The sequence below is a fragment of the Nostoc sp. DedQUE09 genome (genome assembly GCF_034530915.1).
Taxonomy (GTDB): Bacteria; Cyanobacteriota; Cyanobacteriia; order Cyanobacteriales; family Nostocaceae; genus Nostoc.
In genome coordinates this window covers 1-26,299 of record NZ_JAVRCE010000034.1, presented here as the reverse complement: position 1 = coordinate 26,299, position 26,299 = coordinate 1, and the positions used below count along the sequence as shown (strand labels likewise).

At 42.7% G+C, this 26,299-nt stretch carries 21 protein-coding genes; 15 read left to right on the top strand and 6 right to left on the bottom strand.

All coding sequences use genetic code 11. The annotated features are described in order from the left end of the window. Positions 1–619: 619 nt before the first annotated feature. From RMY27_RS20895 to RMY27_RS20860, 8 genes are all read left to right on the top strand, one after another. Positions 620–2,569 (top strand): RluA family pseudouridine synthase, encoded by a 1,950-nt coding sequence (locus tag RMY27_RS20895; protein WP_322666384.1) that lies wholly within the window; start codon positions 620–622, stop codon positions 2,567–2,569. Positions 2,570–3,130: 561 nt separating this feature from the next. Beyond that, on the top strand, positions 3,131–3,337 hold the full coding sequence (locus RMY27_RS20890) for an RRXRR domain-containing protein (protein ID WP_322666382.1): 207 nt from the start codon (positions 3,131–3,133) through the stop codon (positions 3,335–3,337). A 92-nt stretch (positions 3,338–3,429) separates the two neighbouring features. Next, complete coding sequence (locus RMY27_RS20885; protein ID WP_322666380.1) at positions 3,430–4,104, top strand: hypothetical protein; 675 nt, start codon at positions 3,430–3,432, stop codon at positions 4,102–4,104. Further along, positions 4,088–4,849 (top strand): class II aldolase/adducin family protein, encoded by a 762-nt coding sequence (locus RMY27_RS20880; RefSeq protein ID WP_322666378.1) that lies wholly within the window; start codon positions 4,088–4,090, stop codon positions 4,847–4,849. Before RMY27_RS20885 ends, RMY27_RS20880 begins: the two co-directional genes overlap by 17 nt. A 270-nt stretch (positions 4,850–5,119) precedes the next feature. Next, positions 5,120–6,238, top strand: coding sequence for a sulfonate ABC transporter substrate-binding protein (locus RMY27_RS20875; RefSeq protein WP_322666376.1), 1,119 nt, complete (start codon positions 5,120–5,122; stop codon positions 6,236–6,238). Positions 6,239–6,339: 101 nt separating this feature from the next. Further along, positions 6,340–7,161: an NADPH-dependent oxidoreductase gene (locus tag RMY27_RS20870; RefSeq protein WP_322666375.1), complete on the top strand. Its 822-nt coding sequence runs from the start codon at positions 6,340–6,342 to the stop codon at positions 7,159–7,161. Between the two features lie 18 nt (positions 7,162–7,179). Further along, positions 7,180–7,968: an SDR family oxidoreductase gene (locus RMY27_RS20865; protein WP_322666373.1), complete on the top strand. Its 789-nt coding sequence runs from the start codon at positions 7,180–7,182 to the stop codon at positions 7,966–7,968. A 250-nt stretch (positions 7,969–8,218) separates the two neighbouring features. Continuing rightward, positions 8,219–9,565, top strand: coding sequence for an NAD(P)/FAD-dependent oxidoreductase (locus tag RMY27_RS20860; protein ID WP_322666371.1), 1,347 nt, complete (start codon positions 8,219–8,221; stop codon positions 9,563–9,565). A 155-nt stretch (positions 9,566–9,720) separates the two neighbouring features. Here the strand turns inward: RMY27_RS20860 and RMY27_RS20855 are convergent, their stop codons facing one another. Continuing rightward, complete coding sequence (locus RMY27_RS20855; protein WP_322666465.1) at positions 9,721–12,177, bottom strand: single-stranded-DNA-specific exonuclease RecJ; 2,457 nt, start codon at positions 12,175–12,177, stop codon at positions 9,721–9,723. 327 nt (positions 12,178–12,504) lie between these two features. Here RMY27_RS20855 and RMY27_RS20850 point away from each other — a divergent pair, with 327 nt between their 5' ends. Next, a complete protein-coding gene (locus RMY27_RS20850; RefSeq protein ID WP_322666369.1) occupies positions 12,505–12,945 on the top strand; it encodes a thermonuclease family protein in 441 nt (146 codons plus the stop codon). A 375-nt stretch (positions 12,946–13,320) separates the two neighbouring features. On the opposite strand, the gene RMY27_RS20845 is transcribed toward RMY27_RS20850, so the two are convergent. Beyond that, a complete protein-coding gene (locus RMY27_RS20845; RefSeq protein ID WP_322666367.1) occupies positions 13,321–14,364 on the bottom strand; it encodes a low specificity L-threonine aldolase in 1,044 nt (347 codons plus the stop codon). A 676-nt stretch (positions 14,365–15,040) separates the two neighbouring features. Here RMY27_RS20845 and RMY27_RS20840 point away from each other — a divergent pair. Further along, positions 15,041–15,823: an ABC transporter ATP-binding protein gene (locus RMY27_RS20840; protein WP_322666365.1), complete on the top strand. Its 783-nt coding sequence runs from the start codon at positions 15,041–15,043 to the stop codon at positions 15,821–15,823. Positions 15,824–15,917: 94 nt separating this feature from the next. Continuing rightward, on the top strand, positions 15,918–17,432 hold the full coding sequence (locus tag RMY27_RS20835) for an MlaD family protein (RefSeq protein ID WP_322666363.1): 1,515 nt from the start codon (positions 15,918–15,920) through the stop codon (positions 17,430–17,432). 253 nt (positions 17,433–17,685) lie between these two features. On the opposite strand, the gene RMY27_RS20830 is transcribed toward RMY27_RS20835, so the two are convergent. Next, positions 17,686–18,648, bottom strand: a complete 963-nt coding sequence (locus RMY27_RS20830; protein ID WP_322666361.1) for a general stress protein — start codon at positions 18,646–18,648, stop codon at positions 17,686–17,688. A 721-nt stretch (positions 18,649–19,369) separates the two neighbouring features. Here RMY27_RS20830 and RMY27_RS20825 point away from each other — a divergent pair. Beyond that, positions 19,370–20,227: a neutral zinc metallopeptidase gene (locus RMY27_RS20825; protein ID WP_322666359.1), complete on the top strand. Its 858-nt coding sequence runs from the start codon at positions 19,370–19,372 to the stop codon at positions 20,225–20,227. Beyond that, the gene (locus RMY27_RS20820) at positions 20,208–20,333 is read left to right on the top strand and encodes a hypothetical protein (protein ID WP_322666357.1); all 126 of its coding nucleotides are present in this window, start codon (positions 20,208–20,210) and stop codon (positions 20,331–20,333) included. Before RMY27_RS20825 ends, RMY27_RS20820 begins: the two co-directional genes overlap by 20 nt. A 96-nt stretch (positions 20,334–20,429) precedes the next feature. On the opposite strand, the gene RMY27_RS20815 is transcribed toward RMY27_RS20820, so the two are convergent. Both RMY27_RS20815 and RMY27_RS20810 read right to left on the bottom strand, forming a co-directional pair. Further along, positions 20,430–20,588 carry a hypothetical protein gene (locus tag RMY27_RS20815; RefSeq protein WP_322666355.1) on the bottom strand — a complete coding sequence of 53 codons (159 nt, stop codon included), beginning with the start codon at positions 20,586–20,588 and terminating at the stop codon, positions 20,430–20,432. Positions 20,589–20,627: 39 nt separating this feature from the next. After that, positions 20,628–20,924, bottom strand: a complete 297-nt coding sequence (locus RMY27_RS20810) for a DUF3288 family protein (RefSeq protein ID WP_322666353.1) — start codon at positions 20,922–20,924, stop codon at positions 20,628–20,630. Between the two features lie 307 nt (positions 20,925–21,231). On the opposite strand from RMY27_RS20810, the gene RMY27_RS20805 reads away from it, so the two are divergent. After that, positions 21,232–23,685, top strand: a complete 2,454-nt coding sequence (locus RMY27_RS20805; protein ID WP_322666464.1) for an ATP-dependent Clp protease ATP-binding subunit — start codon at positions 21,232–21,234, stop codon at positions 23,683–23,685. A gap of 237 nt (positions 23,686–23,922) precedes the next feature. Here RMY27_RS20805 and RMY27_RS20800 read toward each other — a convergent pair whose 3' ends face one another. Continuing rightward, positions 23,923–25,428 carry a DUF3131 domain-containing protein gene (locus RMY27_RS20800; protein WP_322666350.1) on the bottom strand — a complete coding sequence of 502 codons (1,506 nt, stop codon included), beginning with the start codon at positions 25,426–25,428 and terminating at the stop codon, positions 23,923–23,925. A gap of 176 nt (positions 25,429–25,604) precedes the next feature. Between RMY27_RS20800 and RMY27_RS20795 the strand changes: the two genes are divergently transcribed. Continuing rightward, entirely contained in the window at positions 25,605–26,180 is a 576-nt protein-coding gene (locus tag RMY27_RS20795; RefSeq protein ID WP_322666348.1) for a TIGR04376 family protein, read from the top strand. The last annotated feature ends 119 nt before the right edge of the window (positions 26,181–26,299 follow it).

The window sequence follows — 26,299 nt, the reverse complement described above, 5'->3', positions numbered from 1 at the left end:
TATTGTTACAAACAATACAACAAGTTAATTTAATGTGAGTTCGACGGGTGCTATTTTGACCTCTCCCCCCGCCCCTCTCCTACCAGGAGAGGGGAACAAAAACCCTCCTTACTCGTTATCCTTAAAGGAGAGGGAGGCTGTCCGGGAGAGGTCTGTCGAACTCACGTTAATTTAGATAGATTTTGCAGTTTGACATATTTCGACTTATATCTGTGTCAGTGCATTAGTACTATATATTTTCTGTTTGATTTCTAGCCAGTTGTGGTGAAGCGGTGACGTTTGTGCTGCATCCACCTTAAGGTGGTTCGGAGAGCGTGAACGTCAACAACTGGCCATTGGGTGGGATTTTGAGACGGGAGTTGATCCCTTGTAGAATTTTCTCAATGTCCCTGTAACCCTGTTGATATATAAATTAAAACTGCAACAGAAAAACTTTGGATGCCAAATTGCCAAAAGCACTCAACACAATAGACATCTTGCAAAAGGAACTTTTGCTTTGCGGTGGGGAGAAGGGAAAATTCCATACCTTTACCCTTTACCCCTTACCCTTTACCCCACAATGCCAAAAAGTCTAATAGACTTCATATATTGATCAGCTAGATTTGCAATCATACTTTGTATGGTAGTTCTGCACGCACTTTCAGATTTCATCGACTGCGATTTTGCGATCGCCAACTCATCTTGTAGCTATTGGTACGAAGGGCGCTGTCCGCAAAGTGGCGATCGCCTAAAATTACCCCGCACTTCAATGTCCGAAGCGATCGCCCACGGACTAATGCAATATCTTGCCAAGAATGACTGTTATTCTCGTGAAGGGAAGATGTATGGAATCCTATTGGTTGAACTGCCTAATGGCGAACAACGGGTACTAAAAGCTTTTTCTGGTCTTTTGAATAGTTGCAGTGTGGTTGAGGGCTGGGTGCCGCCAATTCCGGGACGAGATGAAGTTGCTTTCGAGGAAAACCGTACTTTGGCACAGTTGGAAGCGATTAAGCAAGAAATTATTACCTTGAAGCAACTAACCGAACGCCAGCAGTATAAAATCCTGTTTAATGACTTTGAGCAGCAGTTACAAGCAATGAGCGATCGCCATCGCTATTGCAAACATCAACGACAAGAAAAACGTCAGCAAATCTGCAATACACTCACTCCCGAAGCGCTTACTATTGCCCTTGAACAACTTGACGAAGAGAGTCGTCAGCAGGGAATTGAGCGACGACAGCTTAAACGCCAGCAAAATGCTGTATTACAGCCCCTACAACAGGTAATTGCAGCAACGGATGCACGAATCAGCGAACTGAAACAACGGCGCAAAGAACTTTCCCGTCAATTGCAAGCTCAAATGCACGCTAGCTACAGCCTGACTAATTTTTCCGGGCGATCGCAATCATTGCAAGAATTGATGCCAGGAGGTTCGCCCACTGGCACAGGAGACTGTTGTGCCCCAAAGCTGCTGCATTATGCGGCAACACATAATCTCAAACCCCTAGCAATGGCAGAATTTTGGTGGGGTGCGTCTTCCGTAAATCAGGATAAAATTCCGGGAGAGTTTTATGGAGCCTGTGCCGAGCGATGTCAGCCATTGATGGGGTTTTTGCTCTCAGGCTTGAAACCTTCCCTCTCTGCTAGGGAAAAAAGAAGCCTCTCTTCTAATAGGCTACCGTGTATACACAAGTCCTTCTCACCCCCTCTAACTCCCCGATGCCTTGGGGGAGAACCGGGAACCGGATATTTCCCCCCTTTGCAAGGGCTACAGTGTACACACAAGTCTGAAATAGCTTACTCATCTGGGTTTTTGCATCACTTTTACCCCACCCTAACCCTCCCCTTGCAAAGGGGAGGGAACCGGATCTTTAATCTCTCCCCTTTGCAAGGGGGGATTAAGGGGGGTAAATCCGGGGTTGGCGCTTCATTACCAAGATATGTGTACACAGAGGTAACTTTACCGATTATTTATGAAGATGAATGGCTGATTGCTGTCAACAAACCTGCTGGATTACTTTCGGTACCCGGTCGTTATCGCGATCGCCAAGATAGTGTTTTGAGTCGCTTACGTCATTTGTTACCTGATGGTATGGCGCTTATATCTGTGCATCGCCTAGATCAAGAAACTTCCGGGATTTTGTTGTTAGCACGCGATCGCCAAACCCATCGGCAACTCAGCCAGCAGTTTCAGCTACGCCAGGTTCACAAGGTTTATGAAGCCATACTTTCCGGTGTTTTGACAATTGAGCAAGGTAAAATTGAACTGCCATTATGGGGAGATCCTGAAAATCGCCCTGAGCAAAAAGTTGATTGGCAGCACGGTAAACCCAGCTTGACACACTTCCAAGTAATAGCGAGAGAAGGAGACTACACCCGCGTAGAATTTACGCCACTAACAGGACGCACTCATCAGTTAAGGGTTCATGCAGCTGATGCGCGAGGACTTGGGATAACTATTTTAGGCGATCGCCTTTATGGATGTTGTGCAGTTACCAGTCGGTTACATCTGCACGCCAGAGAGCTTCGCTTCAAGCATCCGCAGTTAGAAAAAACCTTGCATTTACAAGCAATTACGCCCTTCTGACGAGTCATATTACAGCAGATTTCAAGTCGGTGAGGTACAGAAGCTAAGTCTGTTACCCGTTTTATATTAAGTCCGGGTAATTAGTTATGATTCCCACAGTCATTGCACCCACCGCGCCAAAGCTACGCTTTGTCTCCCCTAACAGCTAGCCTATTGCTTTTTAAATTTGTATGTGATAATTTTCTGCTTGTAGTTAATTCAACGGTTATCCGACCGACTTATAGTACTTACAAAAATTAATATAACTACTAAGAGGCTTCTTAATAAAAATATCCAACTACAAATGATTCTGGGATACCCCACAAAATTGGATGATTTTTTTCTTGGAAATCCCTAAATGAGAGATAAAGACGAGAGTGCTGGAGTTGACTTCTAAACTCTCATTCTTGTCTTCTCTTTTATAAAAGGAGCAGGAGAGTAGCACTTCTTTATGAGAGGCTACGCTCTGTAACCGAGGAGAAGTTGCAGTAAGTTTTCCCTTATACACCTCCCCACCTCTGCCTCTTGTGTCCAGTCCCCAATTCCCAATCTGGCGATCGCAAATCTAAAATTTAAAATTGTATGACTAAAGTATTCATTCTTGATGCCAACAAACAACCGTTATATCCAGTACGCATCAGCCATGCTAGGCTGCTATTGTCACAAGGTAAAGCTACTGTTTTTCAGCGATATCCTTTTACTATCATTCTGAAGGAGTCCCTTTCTCATCTAAAACTTGAGCAACTTGGCTTCAAGATTCATCCTGGTATTAAAATAAATCGTAATTAAATTACGAATTACGAACTTGTACTGAGCGTAGCCGAAGTATTACGAATTACGAATTAGTTAATCTTAGTCGCCTCCTCAACAGAGGAATATAGATGACGAACCACACTATTTTAGAACCGTTACCAGAAGACCAATGGTTTATTGAGAGCCAGGAACTACGATCCTTTGTCGCAACAGTGCGGGAAATTAGCGCTAGCACTGTTGATGATCGCACACAAACTCTCGCCAAACTAGAACCCCATTTTCAAGAACTGCTTGCTCAACAGGAATGGCTACCGGAAAAGTTTGCCCAAATTAATCCTGAAAGCCAGATGGGTGGCGGTATAGGTCAGTGGCTGCTTTATCGCGCTAAAGACCGTTCACTGTCGGTATTCAGTTTGGTAATTCCCCCAGGTTCAACGACTCCCGTCCACGATCATTTAGCCTGGGGATTGATTGGTTTATACAAGGGCGATCAAGAAGAAACAGTCTATCGCCGTATAGATAGCAGTGATGTAGAAGGACACGCACAATTACAAGTAACTGAAGTGCGATTGCTTCAACCAGGGGATATCTACCGCCTCTTACCACCAGATGGTGATATCCACGCCGTCAAAACCACATCCCAGAGCGCATCTGTATCGATTCATACCTTGGGTAATGATACTGGTTGCGTCTTGCGTCACCAGTTCATCCCAGCATCTCACAGCGTCAAATCCTTTCGCTCTGGATATTCCAACGCTCCCTGTAAACAAGAGGAGGAAAAAGCACATGGCCAATTATATTAGACCAAAACCCCCTGTATTCGAGCGAGTTGAAGACGAACGCCTGCACCGCAAGCAACGTCTCGCCGCCGCCTTTCGCTTGTTTGGTAAGTTTGGCTTTAGTGAGGGAATCGCAGGCCATATTACGGCTCGCGATCCTGAGTTTACAGATCATTTCTGGGTCAATCCATTCGGGGCATACTTCGGTCATATCCGAGTTTCTGACCTGATTCTAGTTAACAAAGATGGTGAAGTCGTTAAAGGCGATGCTGATGTAAACCAAGCTGCTTTCGCCATCCATTCTCAGATTCATGAAGCTCGGCCTGATGTCATCGCCGCGGCTCACGCCCATTCACTTTATGGTAAAGCCTGGTCTAGTTTAGGGCGTCTCCTTGACCCCTTGACTCAAGATTCTTGTGCTTTTTACGAAGACCATGCCCTGTTTGACGATTTTACAGGTGTTGTTTTAGAAACTTCTGAAGGTCAGCGATTGGCGCAAGCCTTGGGGCCAAAGAAAGCCATAATCCTACGTAACCATAGTATTTTAACTGTGGGACATACAGTCGATGAAGCTGCCTTTTGGTACATTAGCTTAGAGCGATCGTGCCAAGGCCAACTGTTGGCAGAAGCTGCGGGTAGACCCACTACTATCAAACACGAAACAGCCCGTTTAACACAAACTCAAGTGGGGTCACATGTAAGTGGGTGGTTCAGTTTCCAGCCGCTTTATGATCGGATTGTGCGCGAAGAACCTGATTTGCTCAATTAGTGCTGTGTTTTTTGGCACTGGGATATTAACAATTCAAAATTCAAAATTCAAAATTCAAAATTATTCGCGCCGCATCTCGTAGAGAAAAGAGTTACATAAGGAGATTTAAACCCCGACTGTAGCTTACTTAAGAGCAAGGTAACTAAACTGAGCGGAGTAGCTCCGACTCCGCCTCCCAGTTATTTATTGTCAATTGAACCTAAATTTATTTATATACTCCGGTAAACCCATAAGTTTATAGTATTGTTATAGCTCAGAGAAATCATTTTGATGATTAACCAAATCTTTCGCCGTTTTATTGCCAAGTGGATATCGTTGATAAAATTCAGGAATATCCCCTTTAACAACCAACATAAATTATTCTTTTCTTCTCCTTTGCCAACAGTGGGGGCTTTTGTTACAGGTCTTTCTCTAAGCCTGCTATTTGCTGCTTGTTCATCGACACCGACTGTTAATGCCCCTAATCCCAATGCCACATCTCAGGGTAATTCTACTTCCAGTAAAGCAACAGTAGTCAGATTTGGTTATCAAAAATCGACCATTTTGCTAAGAACTAAGGGTGTTTTAGAAAAGCGTTTAGCGCCAGAAGGAATAACTGTAAAGTGGACTGAATTTCAAGCAGGCCCACAACTACTAGAAGCGATGAATGTAGGTAGTATTGACATTGGCCCTGTGGGAGAATCACCGCCAATCTTTGCCCAAGCAGCGGGAGCATCACTAACTTATGTTGTTGGTACTGCTGCTAGTCCGGCTGGTTCAGCAATTCTTGTTCCTCAAAATTCGCAAATTCAAAAAGTTACTGACTTGAAGGGTAAAAGAGTTGCCTTTCAAAAAGGATCTAGTGCCCATTTATTGTTAGTCCAAGCTTTAGAAAAAGCCGGATTAAAATATACAGATATTGAACCTAAATATTTGGCTCCGGCTGATGCTCGTGCTGCATTTGTGAAAGGGAGCGTGGATGCTTGGGTAATTTGGGATCCTTTCTATGCTGCGGCTGAAGAGGCAACTAAAGCTAGAGTTCTGATTGATGGCACAGGAATTAATAAACAGGGAGGATATTATTTGATGAGTCGCAAATTTGTCACTGAAAATCCCCAAACTGTCAAGGCAATAGTGGAGGAAATTAAAAATCTCGAAGAATGGTCTAAACAGAATCGAGAAGAGGTAGCAAAAACTCTCGCACCTGTGTTAGGAATTGACTTGGAAACGATGAAAAAAGCAACTAACAGGCGGACTTTTGGGATTGTACCAATTGACGACAATTTGATAAATCTACAACAAGGTGTTGCAGATACATATTACAAATTGAAGTTAATTCCCAAAGAAATAAATGTGAAGGATGCAATGTTGACAAAAGAAGAATATGCTGCTTTCTCACCAAAAACTTAAACTAGTACAATGAATCGGCTGTAGGGGCATAGAGATGTATGCACCTACAGATGAAATTGGTATTAGTAGCAAATTTGAAAATGTAAATCTTGGAATTGATTATGACTAATCCTACAGAACTACTGCGATCGCGCTACGGTGAAATTCCCTTCAACCCCGAAATTGCATGGAATGATTCGCTAACAGCACTACTATCTCACCGTTCAATTCGGTCCTATCTAGCCGATCCTTTACCACCAGGAACTCTGGAATTACTAATTGCAGCCGCCCAATCTGCATCTACTTCCTCAAATTTGCAAACCTGGAGTGTGGTAGCAGTCGAAGATCAACAGCGCAAAGAGGAGTTATCCAAGCTAGCGGGAAACCAAGCACATATTAAGCAGGTTCCTTTATTCTTGGTTTGGTTAGCAGATTTGGCGCGTCTAAGTCATGTTGCTGACAGTCGCGGCATATCTCATGATGCGCTGGAATATTTGGAAATGTTTGTGATGGCAACAATTGATGCAACGTTGGCGGCGCAAAATGCCGCAGTTGCAGCTGAGTCACTTGGTTTAGGAACAGTATATATTGGCGGAATCAGGAATCGCCCACAAGAGGTAGCACAGATATTGAATTTGCCCTCCTCTGTGTATGCTGTATTTGGGCTGTGTGTGGGCTATCCAAATCCTGAAGTTGAAGCAGCGATTAAGCCAAGGTTGCCCCAGTCAGCTGTGCTGCATCATGAAACCTATAAATTGGCAGAACAAGAAGAAGCGATCGCTCACTACAACGACATCATCAAAGAATTCTATACTGAACAAAAGATGAATGTTGCTGGCGATTGGTCAGAACACTCAGCCCAACGCATCGCCACTGTAGAATCATTGAGAGGACGCGATCGCTTGCGTGAAGCTCTTAATAACCTTGGCTTCAAATTACTGTAAACAAGAAGAATCAAGATTATGGATTTGCAACTCCGTGGCAAAGTCGCCTTAGTAACAGCTGCTAGTAAAGGTTTGGGCAAAGCTACAGCGAGGCAATTTGCCCGTGAGGGTGCAAAAGTTGCCATCTGCGCCCGCAGTGAGTTAATTGACAAAACTGCTGCCCAGATTGCAAGCGAAACAGGTACAGAAGTGCTATCTCTGCGTGCGGACGTTACCAGTCAAGAAGATATTGAACGGGTAATTAACGCCACAGTGGAAAAATTTGGCGGGTTGGATATCCTTGTTACCAACGCCGGAGGCCCACCTGCTGGCACTTTTGACGATATTGATTTGGCAACTTGGGAAACTTCGATCGACTTGACTTTGCTGAGTGCGGTACGCTTGGTAAAGTACGCCTTACCTCACTTACGCCAATCTACTGCACCAGCAATTCTGACCATCACCTCAACCTCAACTAAACAACTAGTCCAAAATCTGGTTTTATCTAATTCCATTCGATTAGCAGTGATTGGTTTAACGAAAACTCTCAGCCAAGAACTGGGTAGCGATAAAATTCGCGTCAACAGTATTCTACCAGGCTGGACATATACAGAACGGGTAGAAGAATTAATCGATGCCCGCATTGCTAAAAGTGGTGAAACGAAAGAAGCAGAAATTGCTAGAATCAATGGGACAGTCCCTTTGGGTCGTATGGGCACACCAGAAGAGTTTGCCAATGTTGCGGTATTTCTGAGTTCACCAGCAGCCTCATTTGTGAACGGAGTCATGCTGCAAGTAGATGGCGGAATTATTCAAAGCACATTTTGAGCGGCTCGATCAACCCCACCCCCGCCAAAGCTATGCTTTGTCTCCCCTCCCCGCTTGCGGGGAGGGGTTGGGGGTGGGGTGCGATGACTGTGGGAATCATAACTAAATTAGCCGGACTTGATATAAAAACTAACTTTGACTACTTTCATCATTTCTTTAATTGTTCTAAATAGACAGCAACCATCATCATAAAGCTGTTACATCTTTGTTAAGAATAGTTACAACTTCTTAACACAAGGAAATATTTCTTATGGAAGTCTCACTTGAAAAGAATGCACCACATCGGGTTGTTATCGTTGGTGGCGGCTTTGGTGGACTGTATACAGCAAAAGCTTTGAAGAAAGCAAATGTAAATGTTACTCTCATTGATAAACGTAACTTTCACCTATTTCAGCCGCTTTTATATCAAGTTGCCACAGGTACGCTATCACCTGCTGATATTTCTGCACCATTGCGATCTGTATTCAGCAAAAGCAAGAATACAAAAGTGTTGTTGGGAGAGGTAAATGATATCGATCCAAAAGCGCAACAAGTTATTCTGGGTGATGAAGTAGTACCTTATGACACATTGATTGTCGCTACAGGTGTTAACCATTCCTATTTTGGTAAAGATAATTGGAAAGAATTTGCTCCTGGCTTGAAAACTGTTGAAGATGCCATAGAAATGCGTCGCCAGATATTTTCGGCATTTGAAGCGGCAGAAAAAGAAACCGATCCAGAAAAACGCCGTGCTTTGTTGACTTTTGTGATTGTCGGGGGTGGGCCCACTGGTGTAGAATTATCCGGCGCGATCGCAGAATTAGCATACCAAACTCTCACAGAAGATTTCCGCAGCATCAATACCTCAGAAGCGAGAATTTTACTATTGCAAGGTGGCGATCGCATCCTCCCACACATTTCACCAGAATTATCGAAAGTAGCAGCAGAATCTTTGCAAAAGTTGGGTGTGGCTGTCTATACCAACACCAGAGTGACAAATATCGAAGGTAACATCGTTACTTTCAAGCAAGGCGATGAATTGACAGAAATTACCTCAAAAACTATCTTGTGGGCAGCAGGTGTTCAAGGTTCGCCTATGGGGAAAGCCCTAGCAAAAAGTACAGGTGTAGAGTGCGATCGCGACGGACGTGTGATTGTAGAACCGGACTTGTCTATCAAGGGTTATGACAACATTTTTGTAGTGGGAGATTTAGGCAACTTTTCCCATCAAAATGGTAAACCTTTACCTGGTGTTGCACCTGTAGCCAAACAACAAGGAGAGTATGTAGCTAAACTCATTAAACGTAGGCTTAAAGGTGAGACTTTGCCAGAGTTTCGTTACAATGACGTGGGTACTTTAGCGATGATTGGGCAAAATCTAGCTGTTGTAGATTTAGGCTTAGTCAAACTCAAAGGTTTCATTGCTTGGCTCTTTTGGCTAGTAGTTCACATCTACTTCTTAATCGAGTTTGACACTAAAGTAGTAGTAGCAATTCAGTGGGGATGGAATTATATCACTCGTAATCGTCGTTCTAGATTAATTACAGGTCGAGATGGTTTTGTAGAAGGAAAAACTGTTAACAAGAGGGTGCAACAGCCTTCTGGGACACCTCTGTAACTTCAGGTATCGCAACCGAGAGTACTCATATCGTGTTCTGGTAAAGACTTATCATTTAGACCGCAGGGGGGCAGGGGGGCAGCACTTCGGCTACGCTCAGTGACCGGGGAGCAGGGGGAAAGAGGCTGTGTAGCAAACGCTGTGAACCCTTTAAATTATTTACTGTCGTAGCTGGCGATCGCCACAATCGTAGATAAAGGCACTTCCGCAAAATACTGTTGCTGAAATTGTTCTTCTCGAACAGCAGCTAAAAATCGTGCAACTGCTTCGTCAGCCAGGTTTTCGGCACTATCGTTTGGATTCCAGGTAAATTGTAAAGAACGGTCTTGTCGTTGAACTGTGAACCCTAAGTATTTTAAAGCTTTGATTCCGACAAGTAAGGTTTGGTCGCTAATGCCGATTTTCTCTAAAAGTTGTCCGCGGGTAACTAGTTGATTTGTGCGACTAAGATATTTGGCAATTCCGACAAGAGTCAGCCAAATTTGATTGGGTGGTTGATGGTTAGGTTTAGACCAAGCGATCGCTAATTGTTGCTGATTCTCAAGCCCAGACGTAGAGCGGCTACTCGCCAAACATCGCCGCAACCACATACGTAAATCATCCCAATTCGTGGGACAATCTTCAATAATTAGTCCTGAATGTTGAGTTGCTGAGTGTTCCTGATTCCGTAAGTCTAGGATGAAGGGTGTTAGCGATAGCTGAGTGTTGAGTGCTGAGTTAGCAGAAGAACGCACGGCAATCAATCTGATTTCATAACGTTTTTTGAAGGTGTTGTAGTCTAGTTCTGCTATGCAATCACACCTTCCTATGGGCAATTCATCTTTGTAGTGTCCCCACCATAAGCCAGGAAAAGCACTTCTGCTAGAATCATCCCGAATATCAAACTCAGCTTTAATGTACTGTACCTTTTTCCCTTGCCAATCCTGCTGATTGCGATGCCAAGAATTTTCAAACCAGCAGTTTTGAATTAGCAATTTCGGAACAGGATTACCCATTCCACAAGGTTCTAACAGTTTCAGTTCCAAAAATAACTCTTTTCCCAAGTCGGCTACCGTTACTGTCAAGTCTGCTTGCACGTTTGGCGTTAGAGTTGTACTACCTAAAGATTGCCGCAACTGCTGATTAATCGCCGCTGTAAATAAAGGAATATTCTCCACCAACAAACTCAAACCTGCTGCAAAGGGATGTCCCCCAAAGCGATGTAACAAATGTGCTTGCTCTTTCACCAATTGGTATAAATCGACAGAATTCACCGAACGAGCGGAACCCCTTGCAAGCAAAGAAGAATTGCTCCCCTGCTCCTCTGCTCCCCTGCTCCCCTGCGCCTCTGCTCCCCTACTCCCCTGCTCCCCTGCGCCTCTGCTCCCCTGCTCCCCTGCGCTTCTACTCCCCTGCTCCCCTGCTCCTTCCGTACTCAACAAAACCGTCGGGCGTCCTGTTTCTTGTGCTATCTGTCCAGCAACTAAGCCCAATACACCCGCAGGCCATTGGGCATCTTCTAAGACAATGACGCTGGTGGTTGATAAGTCTAATTGAGTAAGTTTTTGCGCCACTTGTGCCTGCACATCTTTTTGTAAAGATTTGCGGCGGGCGTTGGCGAGTTCTGTAACTTCGGCTAGTTCGTTACAACGTTTGACATCCCGACTAGTTAATAATTCCACGCAAAAACTGGCATCACCTTGAATGCGACTAACGGCGTTAATTCTCGGCCCCAAACCAAAAGAAATATCTGTGGGGCGATCGCCACTTTTCTGGCACAATTCTAATAATCGCCCTACCCCTGGCCGCCGCCGTGCTGCTGCTGGCTGTTTAAAATCTTCTTGCAGTCGTTGAATTCCCATCTGTGCCAAGTAGCGGCAATCTCCACTTAATTGCACTAAGTCAGCAATTAATCCAACTGCAACTAAATCTAATAAATCCTCTAACGGATATTTAGCAACATTGGGCAGACTTTGATATAGCGCTTCCACCAACTTATAAGCTACCGCCACCCCAGACAGATTAAATAACTGATGTTCTTTTGGAAAATAGCGGGGATTGATAATTGCTGCAACAGGTGGGCGTTCGGCTGGTAAGGTGTGATGGTCTGTAACTATTACATCTATACCTAACTGTTTAGCATAGATAATTTCTTCAACATTTGTGCTACCTGTATCGCAAGTAACTATTAATTTGCAACCTTGTTTTGCTAAGTTATCAATCCCTTGATTATTAAGTCCGTGGGATTCTTTCAGGCGATTGGGAATGTAATAAACTAACTGAGTATTTTGAGCAAAAAACTGCCCCAATCCATCCCAAAGTACCGATGTAGAGGTAATGCCATCAGCATCGAAATCTCCCCAAATTGCAATTTTTTCTTTAGTATTATATGCTTGTTGCAAGCGTGCGATCGCCAGATGCATTTCTTGCCCAAACTCAAAGGGACTTGCTGGTTGATAAACTTTATAGTTGATAAAAGCTGTTAATTGTTGACGATCTTTAATACCCCGTTGCCACAACAACTGCGCTGCATACAGTCCACTTGATGCAGGTGTATACTGTTTCACTGCTTGGATAAACCACTCTGGTGGTTGTTCAGTTGCTGTTATAGTCCACTGCTGTTGTTCTGGCATACAAACAAAGTTAGGATTTAGAAGTGAAAACTCTTCAAATACAATGATAATTTGTAAATCTGTAAAGTTGACTTTTAAAAGAGTCAATGATCATAATGGGAAACTGTTAATTTCTTCTAAACTATTGACCGGAACTACTGTGAGTGTTCAATTACCTGTAGTCATTAAATGAAGTTTTGATTGATATAAACGTCAGGTTTTCGCAATAATAATATTTATTAATTTTGCTTTTAGTTTTATTTTTATTTGCAACTTGTGAGCTAAATCACACTAGTAACCTAAGCACAAACATAAAATTCTATTTGTGCATAAAATATTATATATAAAATGATGGAATTACTGCAACTAATGTTGGTGCTAGGTACAGTAGTTGGTGTTACAGACGGGAACACTATTTTGGTTAAAGATAATGCAGGACAAACAACTATAGTCAAGTTAGCGTGTATTAATGCACCAGAGGCAACTGACAAGCGCTATGGTTTAGCAGCAACACAAAGGCTAAAACAGCTATTACCACTTCAAACTCCTGTTGTGATTAGAAGCACAGAACAACTTAAAAGTGGTCGTCCAGCAGGTGAAGTGTTTGTAGATAATCGGTCAGTAAATCTTCTTCTCGTAGAGTCAGGTAATGCCGTCGTTGACCAAGAATCTTTACAAAATTGCTATGAGAGCAAAACCCAATTTTTAATTGCAGAAGCTAATGCTAAGAATAAGCATTTAGGCTTGTGGCAACAATCAAAATTGCAGTTGAAGTTATATACCAAGTAAGCGCTAACACTATCAGTTATAATCAACTGAAACAATTTGCAATTTTAGGATAATACAGTTGAAAATGAGCAATAAAACCCTCATGTAAAGACGCGATAATTCGCGTCTTGAAAGACCAATTATTTACACCAATGACCCTTAACTGAATCGTATTAAATTTTAGGATGACTGTACTTATTTCATTGTTTGAAATTTTCCATATTTAATGTTTATCAATAAGTAATATCATGTCCGCTTGATTACTTATAAGACATATTTTAAAAGTAAATTTTGCAACATATTGGGGAAACGTTAAAGGGTAAGGGGAAAATTAATTCTATCCCTTTCCCCTTTACCCCCGCCCCTTATCCCCAGAGGGGGCCACACCTACCCCTTTTACCCATTTCTTGTTGCATTTTTAATATCACCAATCAACTCATCAATCCTTGATTGAGTAGTGTTCCAAGAACACATAAAACGTACTCCTCCCACACCAATAAATGTATAAAACTGCCAGTTCTTGGCTTTTAAGCTGTGAATGACTTCTTCAGGTAATTTTACAAATACGGCGTTGGCTTCTCTAGGAAACATCAAGTCAACACCTTCTATGTTTAATAGTTGATTTTCTAAGTATTCAGCACATTGATTAGCATGTCTAGCATTTTTTAGCCAAGCACCAGTTTCCAATAAACCCAACCAAGGAGCCGAAATAAATCGCATTTTTGAAGCTAGCTGGCCTGCTTGCTTGCATCGATAATCAAAATCTTCTGCTAGCGCTTTATTGAAGAAGAGAATGGCTTCACCTAATGCCATTCCATTCTTGGTACCACAAAAACACAACACATCCACTCCAGTTTTCCAAGTAATTTCAGCAGGACTTTTATTCATAGCGGCAACTGCATTGGCAAAACGAGCGCCATCCATGTGAAGTTTTAAGTTATATTTGTTTGCAACTTCTTTAATACTTAAAAGTTCTTCAATAGAATATAAAGTCCCTAATTCAGTTGATTGTGTAATGCTAATAACTTTAGGTTTGGGATAATGAATGTCAGTACGTTTGGTGACAAGTGACTCTATAGACTCTGATGTTAATTTGCCATTCTTACCGTGAGCAAGTAACAATTTAGAGCCATTAGATGCAAATTCCGGTGCGCCACATTCATCTGTTTCTATGTGAGATGTCTCATGACAAATGACGCTATGATATGACTGGCAAAGAGCAGCTAAAGATAAAGAATTTGCGGCTGTACCGTTAAAGGTAAAAAATACTTCACAATCAATTTCAAAGAGATCCCGAAAATAATCTGTTGCTTTTTGAGTCCATTCATCATTTCCATAAGCTGGAACACTACCTTGATTTGCCCTAATCATATATTCCAATGCTTCAGGACAAATACCAGAAGAATTATCACTTGCAAACTGTTCTAATTGGCTACTCATAATTTTTATTTTAATTTTTAACTAATTATTATAATTTTAATAAATAATTTTTGACTTTGCCAAATCCATTGGCGAGTAATACTATTAATTTTTCCAATTATTTAATAATTCTGCTAATTACAACAACTTTGAATAGCAGGAAGCTAATTTTTTATAACCATAATTCATAATTAATGAAAAACCAGGTTTGTGACTTATATAAAAATAGCAAGTCTAAACTTTTTGGTTTTCACAACTTAAATTTGATTTTTCTATTTTGTATCAACCTGAATCGTTATAAAGTTAAGTAGAATATTAATAATATATAAATAACTTTGCTGATGTCTACAGAAAACTGAAATGTTATTTTTACATCACTGAGATGTTTAATTACTACGGTGTTCTCCTCAGCCTTGCATTGAGGGTATTTTGAGACGATAAACATCGTCAGTAACTAAATATTATGCTAAAAAAATAAAGTTTGCTAATCAGAATGCTAATTATCTACTTATAATACACTATACAATGTCCTACCAATCACCATCAAATCACTATTGGGCATATTTGTCCTTTGTTAGTTTTCAGTAGTCATTTGTTTATTTTCTACTGACTAATGACCAACGATCGATGACGAATACTTCGGCTTACCTCGGCTCCGCTCGGCACGAGTCGCTCAGTACAAGTGACTAAATAACTAATGACTGAACCATTGATTGAACTAAAAGGTGTTTCTAAGTCCTTTGGTAGCCATAAAGTTCTAGATAATGTAGACTTGACCATTTACCGGGGAGAAGCACTGGGTATTATTGGGCCATCAGGGACTGGGAAATCAACTATCTTACGAGTAATAGCGGGGTTACTTAGTCCGGATGAAGGAGAAATTTATGTGCAAGGAGTGCGGCGAGACGGTTTGATTGAAGATGGCGGCCAGCAGGTTGGCATTGGTATGGTGTTTCAGCAGGCGGCCCTATTTGATTCGCTGACAGTGGAGGAAAATGTGGGATTTTTACTTTATCAAAATTCAAAGCTGCGGCGATCGCGCATCCGAGATTTGGTAAACGAAAAATTGGAGATGGTAGGTTTGCCAGAAATAGGCGACCTCTACCCAGCCGAACTTTCCGGGGGAATGCGCAAACGGGTAAGTTTTGCCCGTGCGATTATGTCTAACCCCGATAATCCCAATGAAGGGCCAGAAGTTCTATTATACGACGAACCAACAGCTGGACTCGATCCCATTGCCTCGACAGTCATCGAAGATTTAATCCGCCACTTGCAATGTTTACATGGAGTTTGTAGTACTTATGCTGTTGTTACCCACCAAGACAGCACTATCCGCCGTACATCTGATAGACTTATATTTCTCTATGAAGGTAAAGTGCAGTGGCAAGGTACAGTTAGTGAAATATACAACACAGAAGATCCCTTGATCAGACAATTTATCAGTGGAAGTGTTCAAGGCCCGATTAAAGTCGCCGGCTAGAAACTTAAAAGCCAGGAGTAAAAAGTTAAATTTAACTACTAACTCCTAACTTTTAACTCCTAATTGGTTATTGGTTGTTGGTGGAGGCAAAAAAATGCGAGGTCTTATGACAAGTCGCTTCGCGTCTGGGCGAACATTTAGAGAAGGTTCTGTGGGGTTATTACTCCTGCTAGGACTAGGGGTATTTGGATTACTCTTTCTGTGGTTAAATAGATTCACTGCTGCTGGCCGTTCATACAAAATTATTGTAGAATTTGCCAACGCTGGCGGAATGCAAAAGGGAGCAGCAGTTCGCTATCGTGGCGTTAAGGTAGGAACTATTTCCCAGGTTCGACCAGGGCCAAATGCCATTGATGTAGAAATTGAAATTGCCCAAACTGGCCTGATTATCCCCCGTAATGTCGTAGTGGAAGCTAATCAAAGCGGATTAATTAGCGAAAGTATTATCGACATCACACCAAAAGCAAGCTTGCCTGCTGGGGTTGTGATTGCTAAACCTTTAGATAAAAGTTGTGATCCCAGCCTCATCGTCTGTAATGGCTCTCGGTTAAAAGGTCAGGTTGGTATCAGTGTTGATGCACTAATTCGCAGTTCAACTGAGCTAGCTGCTGTATACAATGACCCAAAATTTTATAGAAATGTCAATAGAGTTCTAGAAACTACCACAGGCGCAGCATCCAGTTTTAGTGAGCTAAGTCAAGATTTACAAGGTTTGACCAAAAGCTTACAACTACAACTTAATACATTTTCCGCAACGGCTAATTCAGTGCAACGGGCGACAAACCAACTTAATGCATCTGCAAATCAAACAGTAAATAAATTCGGTGCAACTGCAACTCAAGCAAATCGATTGCTGAACAACCTGGATAATTTGTTGACAACAAATCGTTCGACCCTGGTTGGTGCGTTGAACAATATCACCGAAACCAGCAACCAATTGCGTGTTACAGTCAGTAGCTTATCACCATCTGTCAATCGATTGACTCAAGGAGAATTACTCAACAATTTAGAAACGCTTTCAGCAAATGCAGCCCAAGCCTCAGCTAATTTACGTGATGCTTCTAAAACCTTAAACGATCCAAAGAATGCGGTGTTGCTGCAACAAACTTTAGATTCAGCACGAGTAACCTTTGAAAATACCCAAAAAATTACATCTGATTTAGATGAATTGACAGGCGATCCTAATTTCCGTAAAAATTTGCGGCAATTGGTGAATGGTTTAAGTGGTTTAGTATCTTCTACACAACAGATGCAGCAACAAGTGCAGGTTGCTACTACTCTAGATTCGGTAAAAGCTGCTGTCAGCAAACCAAAGAATCTAATTCCTACCCCAGCACCAACCCAAGAGGCTATGTTTAATGACAAGTCGCTACCAGTCTACGAAAATAATCCTTCAGCGGCTAATTTTGCAAGTACCGATACCGACCTTGAACCAAGTCCTAGTCCGTCTATCCCGAACTCATCCCAAGAAAACCTTTTGAAGCAGCTGCGGGAGTATGGCAAGCAACGGGAAGAACTGGAGACGGAGAAAGAGGCAATACAGGTTGACCCTTCAACTTCGCTCACTGCTGACCCTGAGCAAAGCAAAACTGTTGAGAATTTTAAGTAAGATATTTTGCTGTCAGGTGAATATATTGAAGCTCATCGACACCACTTGCTATAACCTTGAAAGGTGTCGATTCTCTGCATAGTAAAGTTTTCAGGCTGCAAAACCCATTGCTTTTTGATACAGCAGATTGCAAGGAAAGTGAGCTACACAAGGTAAGTCTGTTAACCAGATATAAAGCGTTTTTTACTCCTGAATTCTGCTGTATCTTCCAAAACTCAAATAAGTTTGCTCCCATTCATGACAGCACCCGCTTTTAAGAACGAATTAACATTGGGTCATAAATTTGAGACTCTTGAACCCCATAGTTACACAGAATAGACCTAGCTATATCTTGCTCACCATCTGTGCCACTAACGATAAGTATGTAATTTCCTTGCTCTATTTGCTCATTGTAAAAGCGTGCCCACTCATCTGCTATTCCTAACCTCATAGCGTCAAAGCGTTCACTTAAATTAATGCCTGTGGACCCAAGGAATTGAGAAAAGTCTTTGCAAATTAAGGAAATCTGATTTACTGAAAAACCTGCGACACACATATCCTTAATTGCCGCTTCAGCATTAGCGATGCTATTAAAGCAACTAACACTATACTTAGACATCATCCCACTTTTATTAGGAATGGCAGTATTAGAAGTCGTTGTGGTCGGAGAATTTGTAGTTTCATATTCACTGTTGAGATGCTCGTAAATACCAAACTCTTCAATACCCCAACGCTGTAGTATTTCTTGTACTTTAGCAATTTCAAAAGATGTACAATCCACGATTATTAAATAGTGTCCCTCCTCTACTCGCTCGTTATATGCTCTAGCTTGCTCTGACGACATTCCCCAACCAACTAATGCACCAGCAAAAGTCCCAGTGGCAGCACCAATACTTGCGCCAACAAGGGTTGTAACCAAAGCAGTTGCCGCTGCCCCAGCCAGCATTATTGGGCCAACTCCAGGGATTGCTAAAGTTCCAAGACCCACTAATAAACCAGTTAACCCACCAACAGCGCCCCCTGAAAGCCCTCCTACTGTTGCACCTTCGTCAGCTTTATCACCAGTGTCCTCTTTAACTTTATTATCGGCAATCTCATGATTGCGATCTGAATTTTGCACAAGTATAGATACTTTCTCCATCGCCAAGCCAGAATCTCTCAACTCATGTATTGCCTGCTCTGCATCTCTTCGATGAGTAAATACGCCTACAGCACGTTGATATTGAATTAAAACCATTATTACTCCTTGGTCGCAGGGGAAAGATTAATCACTGACAAAGTTGATCCTTCAGTACTTGTTATATTAAATACGAGTTGGTTCAACTCAAAACTATCCTTAGTAATAAAATACATTCTTCGCTCATGAGGTAGGCAATAACACCCTCAACGGTGCAAGTCAAAAAGTGAATTCACTAAGTCGGAAAGATCCCTAACTGATGCGGAATTATTATTAGTGAGTGACACGGCAATACAGTTTGGATAAGCATTTTTCACTTTCCTTGTGGTCTGGGGAATGGGTTTGCGGGTAAAGGGGAAAGGATGTATTAAAAACCTTTACCCTTTCCCCTTTCACCTTTAACCGAACCGTATTGAGTGACACGGGACAGCCTCAACTAAATGTGTATGTCCAACGCAGACATCATGAAATTCTCTTGTGTTGATATCCTAAATCCTCAGAGCTTGGTCATGGAGTGCAAATTACGTCTTTGAAATTTCGCTTCTGTCCTTACTGTGGTTTTCTCTATTAAGGAGTTTGGGAATTCTGTGTGATTTGATGAACAACCTGTTTAACAAAACCTTTCTAAAGGCTGACTGTCCTTTATTTATAGTTTGTCCGTAGGCAGAAGAGATCGATACATAGAATAAGTAATATTTATTTGTATAGCTAAAAGGCTTGTGTAGATTTCATCCTACCTAGTTCAAGCCGGATTTTTTTATGAGTTTGGTAAACAGTAATTATGCGTTGGCAAATAGGTCGTCGGAGTACAAATGTTGAAGATCGGCGTGGGATGAAGATTTCCGCTCCTGTCGTGGGTGGAGGTGTAGGAGCAGCACTCATATCGCTACTGGTTTTACTATTGGGTGGCGATCCTAGTGCCCTTTGGCAACAAGATTCCCCACCAAGTGATAGCCCAATAGCTGAGTCACCTCAAACAACAGGATCTCAAACTCAAGATCAAATGGCGGATTTCGTATCTGTTGTACTGGCTGATACAGAAGATACATGGAGTGAGCAGTTTCGGCAAGACGGAGAAACTTATGTAGAACCAAAGTTAGTTCTTTACTCAGGAGCAGTGGAGTCTGCTTGTGGACTTGCACGTTCAGCAGTTGGGCCGTTTTATTGTCCGCGCGATCAAAAGGTGTATATTGACTTGAGTTTTTACCGTGATTTGAAGACTCGATATCAGGCACCGGGAGATTTTGCTCAAGCATACGTGATTGCTCATGAAATTGGACATCATGTCCAAAATTTACTGGGGATTTCGCAGCAAGTTCAAACCTTGCAGAATCAAGTGAATCAGACGCAAGCAAATCAGCTTTCTGTGCGATTAGAATTACAAGCAGATTGTTTTGCAGGCGTTTGGGCAAATCATGCTCAACGCTCACGGCAAATTCTAGAGACAGGTGATATTGAAGAAGCATTGAACGCAGCTAGCAGTATTGGAGATGACCGCTTGCAAAAACAAGCTAAAGGCTATGCTGTGCCAGAATCTTTTACACATGGTAGTTCCGCTCAAAGGGTTCGTTGGTTTAAACAAGGTATCCAAACGGGCGATCCTCAGAAATGTAATACTTTTGCCAATACAAATTCCTAACATATTTCAAGTTTTACGATTCTCTGGCAGATATCAAGCTTTATTGGCAAACCTTTCCCGATCGCAGGAGGAGAAATTGAAGAAGCGATCGCCACAATCGATTTAGACTATTTCCAAGAAGACTTGTCTAAACTCATCTGGTTTTGGAAACGAGGTAGCGATCGCAATCAAGGTTTATTTTAATATTCCAAAAACTATTTGGCTATTTCTTTACCACAAAACCAGTGAGTAAAAATACTTGCTGATGATTAGCCATTTCCCGGTCGATTATAGAAAAACATGGTGTACAATTCACACTGACATCTGAATTAGGCAAAGGCACAGAATTAGCGATGCCTACGGCGGGCTTTGCCAACATCATTCCAAGGCTGAGTCAGGAGTTAGGAGTGGAAAATAATAACTAATTCCAATCCTGTTCATCTTTCTTGCCACGGCTTTTGTAAATTCCACCCGAATCGTGAATTTGACGAGTTTTCTCAAAAAGCTCGGCTTCGGTCAAACCCCACTGTTGCAAGACTTTATCTAGGTCTTTTTGGATGTCTCTCGCTCCTGGAAACCCTTGATAGCGCATTCGCAGTCTAGCCAATTCTGCTAAGTTATAGTCTGTTGCCTCTTGAGAGAGTAAAATATCAATAAGGGGGCGATCGCGGTTATAAAGTGGATGTTGTTGGTCTTTACCGGCCGTTGCTTCAGTCATTGTCAGTCCTGAGTTGAGAGTGCTAAGTCCTAAGTTTTAAGTTTAGCTGACAGTGGAAAACAGAACAGACAGAAGAAAATTGTCAAATACCGAAACCTTAACTGTCAACTTTAGAACTTCTGATTTTCCCCGTACTCCACTCAGGACTCCTGGTAGACGGCAAGTACACCTGATGTCTTACGGCTCTCACCACTGCCACTTAACTTTAAATAAAGTTACATTGTTCTTAAGAAAATACAAAAAACTTTAGATGAGGGTGAACTTTATCTCACCCAAAGTCCAAGCAGCGAGGGAGCAAGAACCCATTATGTTTGAACACTTCACTTCCGAAGCCATTAGAGTAATTATGTTAGCTCAGGAGGAAGCCCGTCGCCTGGGACACAACTTTGTAGGAACAGAACAAATTCTCCTGGGTTTGATGGGAGAAGGAACTGGGGTTGCTGCTAAAGTGCTAGCTGAATTAGGCGTTACCCTCAAAGATGCACGTCGCGAGGTAGAAAAAATTATTGGTAGGGGTTCTGGCTTTGTACCACCAGAAATTCCTTTTACTCCTAAAGTAAAAAGCCTCTTCGAGCAATCGTTTAAAGAAGCTCATAGTTTGGGACAGAATTACATCAACACTGAACACTTACTCTTAGGATTAACCGAGGCTGGTGAAGGTGTCGCCGCCAAAGTACTGCAAAATCTAGGGGTTGACTTTAAGAGTGTCCGTAGTGCCATAGTTCGCCGTTTGGGTGAAAATGCACCGGCTTTTGCTGGTAGTGGTAATCAAAAGCGCACCCAACCGCTAACAATGGAAGAGTTTGGCAGAAATTTGACCAAATTAGCCCAAGAAGGCAGACTCGACCCCGTAGTTGGTCGCCAGAAGGAAATTGAGCGAGCGATCCAAATTCTCGGTCGCCGCACCAAGAATAACCCAGTCTTGATTGGAGAACCAGGAGTTGGCAAAACTGCGATCGCAGAAGGTCTAGCTCAACGGATTATCAATCAGGATGTTCCTGAAAGCTTACAAGACAAGCAAGTTATCAGCCTTGATATGGGGTCATTGGTAGCTGGAACTCGCTTCCGTGGCGATTTTGAAGAACGCATCAAAAAAGTTGTGGAAGAAGTTCGCACTGTCGGCAATATCATCCTGGTGATTGATGAAATTCACACCTTGGTTGGCGCTGGTGGTACAGAAGGTGGCTTGGATGCAGCCAACATCCTTAAACCTGCCTTAGCACGAGGAGAACTCCAGTGCATCGGCGCAACTACCCTTGATGAGTATCGGAAGCATATTGAGCGCGATGCCGCCCTAGAGCGTCGTTTCCAACCGATTCAGGTTGGAGAACCATCGGTAGAGGAAACCGTACAAATTCTCTACGGCTTGCGCGGTGCTTACGAACAGCACCACAAAGTCACAATTTTGGATTCAGCACTTGTCGCAGCCGCAGAATTATCAGACCGCTATATTAGCGATCGCTTCTTGCCAGATAAGGCAATAGACTTGATTGATGAAGCTGGTTCTCGCGTTCGTTTGCGGAACTCCCAAAGTTCTCCCAATAAAGAACTTAAGCGTGAACTCGCTGGCGTCACCAAAGAAAAAGAAGCAGCAGTCAGAGTCCAAGATTTTGACAAAGCTACACAACTGCGCGACCAAGAGTTAAAACTCGCAGAACAACTGCAAGCAACGTTTACATCAAACGATCAACCTGTCAACTCGACTGTAGTTGACGAAGAAGACATTGCTCAAATCGTTGCCTCTTGGACTGGCGTACCAGTTAATAAGCTGACTGAATCTGAGTCAGAGTTGCTTTTACACCTAGAAGATACTCTGCATCAGCGGCTCATTGGACAAGAGCAAGCAGTTACAGCTGTATCTCGCGGTATCCGTCGTGCCCGCGTCGGCTTGAAAAATCCCAATCGTCCCATTGCGAGCTTTATCTTCTCTGGCCCGACTGGCGTTGGGAAAACAGAATTGGCGAAAGCACTAGCTTCCTACTTCTTCGGTGCGGAAGACTCGATGATTCGGCTAGATATGTCCGAATACATGGAAAGTCATACCGTTGCCAAGCTAATTGGTTCGCCTCCTGGTTATGTAGGATACGACGAAGGCGGACAGCTTACAGAAGCCGTGCGGCGTAAACCTTACACAGTGCTGCTATTCGACGAAATCGAAAAAGCACACCCCGATGTATTCAATATGCTGCTGCAACTCTTGGATGACGGTCATCTTACCGATGCTAAAGGTCGGAAAGTGGACTTCAAGAATACGCTGATCATTTTGACTTCTAACATCGGTTCCAAGGTGATTGAAAAAGGCGGTAGTGGTTTAGGCTTTGACTTCGACACTCAAGCCGATGCTAGTTATAACCGCATCCGCACCTTGGTAAATGAGGAATTGAAAGCTTACTTCCGTCCTGAGTTCCTTAACCGTCTTGATGAGATTATCGTCTTCACCCAGCTTTCCAAGGATGAAGTTAAGCAAATCGCCGAAATTATGCTTCGCGATGTTGCTAGCCGCTTGACAGAAAAGGGAATTATCCTAGAAGTTAGCGATCGCTTCAAAGAGCTTGTGGTACAAGAGGGTTATAACCCCAGCTATGGCGCTAGACCATTACGCCGGGCAATTATGCGCCTCCTAGAAGATTCTCTCGCCGAAGCAATGCTGTCTGGTGAAATTACAGATGGAGACACAGCCCTTATCGATGTTGATGATGACTCTCAAGTGAGAGTACAAAAATCAGAAAAACGAGAATTGCTCTTGGCAAATGTTGGCTAATTTTATACCCGATCGCTTTTTACTGTAATATTTGAGAAACACTCCAGCCTCTTGCGTAGAGCAGAGGCACAAACAGGGTCATCTCAGACAAACATCAAGTGAAATGGTATTATTTCTCACCCCTAGTAGAAATGCTAGGGGTTTTTTTCTGCGATTTATTTTGAGTGGGCAATACCCATCTATCCACTGTAGCAAGGGGAGGATTGAGGAGGGATATTATCACGGACATGAAATAACTTACGGTCTTTTTATAGTCTTCTCGGTTGACTTATGGCTCCTGACTCCTGCCCAAACAGTAAGTGGCTGCCCAACTTGCTTATACAGTAAGCTTTCCAGAATTACACCATTATTGTTAGCAGTGAGAGTTTTATTCGGCTGACGCAGAGACTCATAAAAGCCGTTGTACCAGCCATCTTGAGACTTAAGATTGCCTTGAACGAAATCAAATAACTGACGGGTATAAGCAGTGTTATAAAGCACATGCCAGCCGATCGCAGCTTTCGCACTGAGGAATCGCAAATTGTTGTGCTGTTCTCTAGTATCCGCGATGGTTGCCCAAGGTTGTCCGTTGACAAATAGGGTGCTGTAAACAAAGTATGGCGGGCGATCTAAGTTATCTTCAGTGACGGCAGTTAATTGTTTTGTCGCTTCATAACGCGCGGCTTGGGCAGCTAAAATGCGATCGGCATAAGCTTTAGGCAAAGCTTGAAACCCAGTTTCGATGCCATCCAAGATATAGGGTTCGCTAAGAACGTAGTTATTGGCTTCAGAGTTTTTATAGTCCCGTTTGTCGTAAGGAATTCCCTGTCCGTAAAGATCGACAAAGGCAGTATGGGACTGATAATCTAAAGCTTTTTTAACATCCAAGCCCCAAAGCTTCAGACCATAAGCAGCATAATTTTCATAGCCCAAGCGACCTTCTTGGTTGTATTGTTCTTTGCCTTTGATGACAGCAGTACCATACATTTGACCATTTGTGGTCAAACGCTTGACTTGCCAATGTTTCCAAACTGCTGCTGTTTGCGATCGCATTTCTGGATACTTTGCACCGACAATCTTTAGCCAAATTGCCATTCTTCCTAAATCAATGGCTGACCAGCCAATTTCTTCCCGTTTATCTAGTTGACCATAATTAACAGGTAGGAGAGTTTTCGCATTGTAAACTTTGTTCGGTAGTTCTCCTTTATACAAAGGCATTGACGCCAGTGTATTCAACATTTTGCTCATTTTGGCTTCAAATTCAGCCGCAGGCACAATATTGAGTTCTTTAGCACTAACTAAGGCTGCGATCGCTGCTGTCTGATCCCACATACTTATTGAGGCAAAGCCATCAACGGAATTGATCAAGCCAGTTTCATCGTTCCAGTTGCGCTGGAAGTATGACCAAGCTTGACGGGCCGTTGTCATTTCTTCTGGGGTCAGTTTTCCAACTCCAGGGGCAACGTATGGAATTATGGCTACTGTTAATTGATTCTTAGGAATCGGTTGACCTGGCAAAACTACGGATTTAGCATCAAGGCTGGCAATTATTTCAGCTTGATTTGCAATAGAGACAGGGGGTTGGGTTTTCTGTGGTTGAGAAGCAGTTGGGGATGTTGAGATTTCTGGTTTTTTTATAGAAGTGTTAGAAAGTTGCTTAGACCAACCATTTAAAAGTGCGATCGCGATCGCAGCGGTAACGACTCCTCCTACAGTAGCTAGTATGGACAAGCTCTTAGGTGGTGGTTGAAAGTCAGAACTCATACTGATTAAAGCCTTATGTTGTAAGTCAGGGTTATTTGCGTAGTTTCACCAAATACATTCTTCCCAACTTTGAAATCTAACTAACAGCCAGAAGTTTACCTAATGGGAAAGATTAAAATTTACATTCCGCCCACTACAATAAAATAGTCACGCACCCGATCTCTGGAGTTCTAGCAGTGGGATTATTTGATGATTTGAGTCGGTTTCTAGAAAACCGTTTAGAAGAATTCTTGCGTAACAATCCACATTTGGAGTTAGAGGCGCTGCTAGAACAGCTGCGTGAGCAAGAAGAAGACACATTAAAGTTAATCGCAGATTTAAAATTACAAGAGAAGCGATCGCAAGAAGAAATTCTCTCCACTGCTCAAGAAATTCAGCGTTGGCATATCCGCATTCAAAAAGCCAAAAACGCCAATAGAGAGGATTTGGCGGCGGCGGCGGGTGAGCGAGAAGCAGCCCTGTTGCGCGAAGGAAATCAGCGCTGGGGACACATGCAAGGGTTGAAAGAACGCATCAACCAATCTCAAGAATTACTGAAAAAAATTCAGCAACGGCGACAAGAAGTGCAAGCTAAAGCCGCCGAAGCACAGACAGCCCGTGCGAAAGCGCAAACCCAGCAGCGTTCGGAAACCATTGGCTGGTCGAATCAAACTAGCACTTTTTCTAGTGGGTTTGATGACTTAGAAGAGAAGTTCCGTAGCTGGGAAACTCAGGATGAATTAGAACAAATGAAGCGGAATATGCAGAAGTAGCGCCTATTGGCTAAAATACGCCGAAGTAACAAATGCGAACGCAAAAGTAACAAATGTGAATGCAAAAGTAACAAATGCGATCGCTAAAGTAACAAATGCGATCGCTAAAGTAACAAATG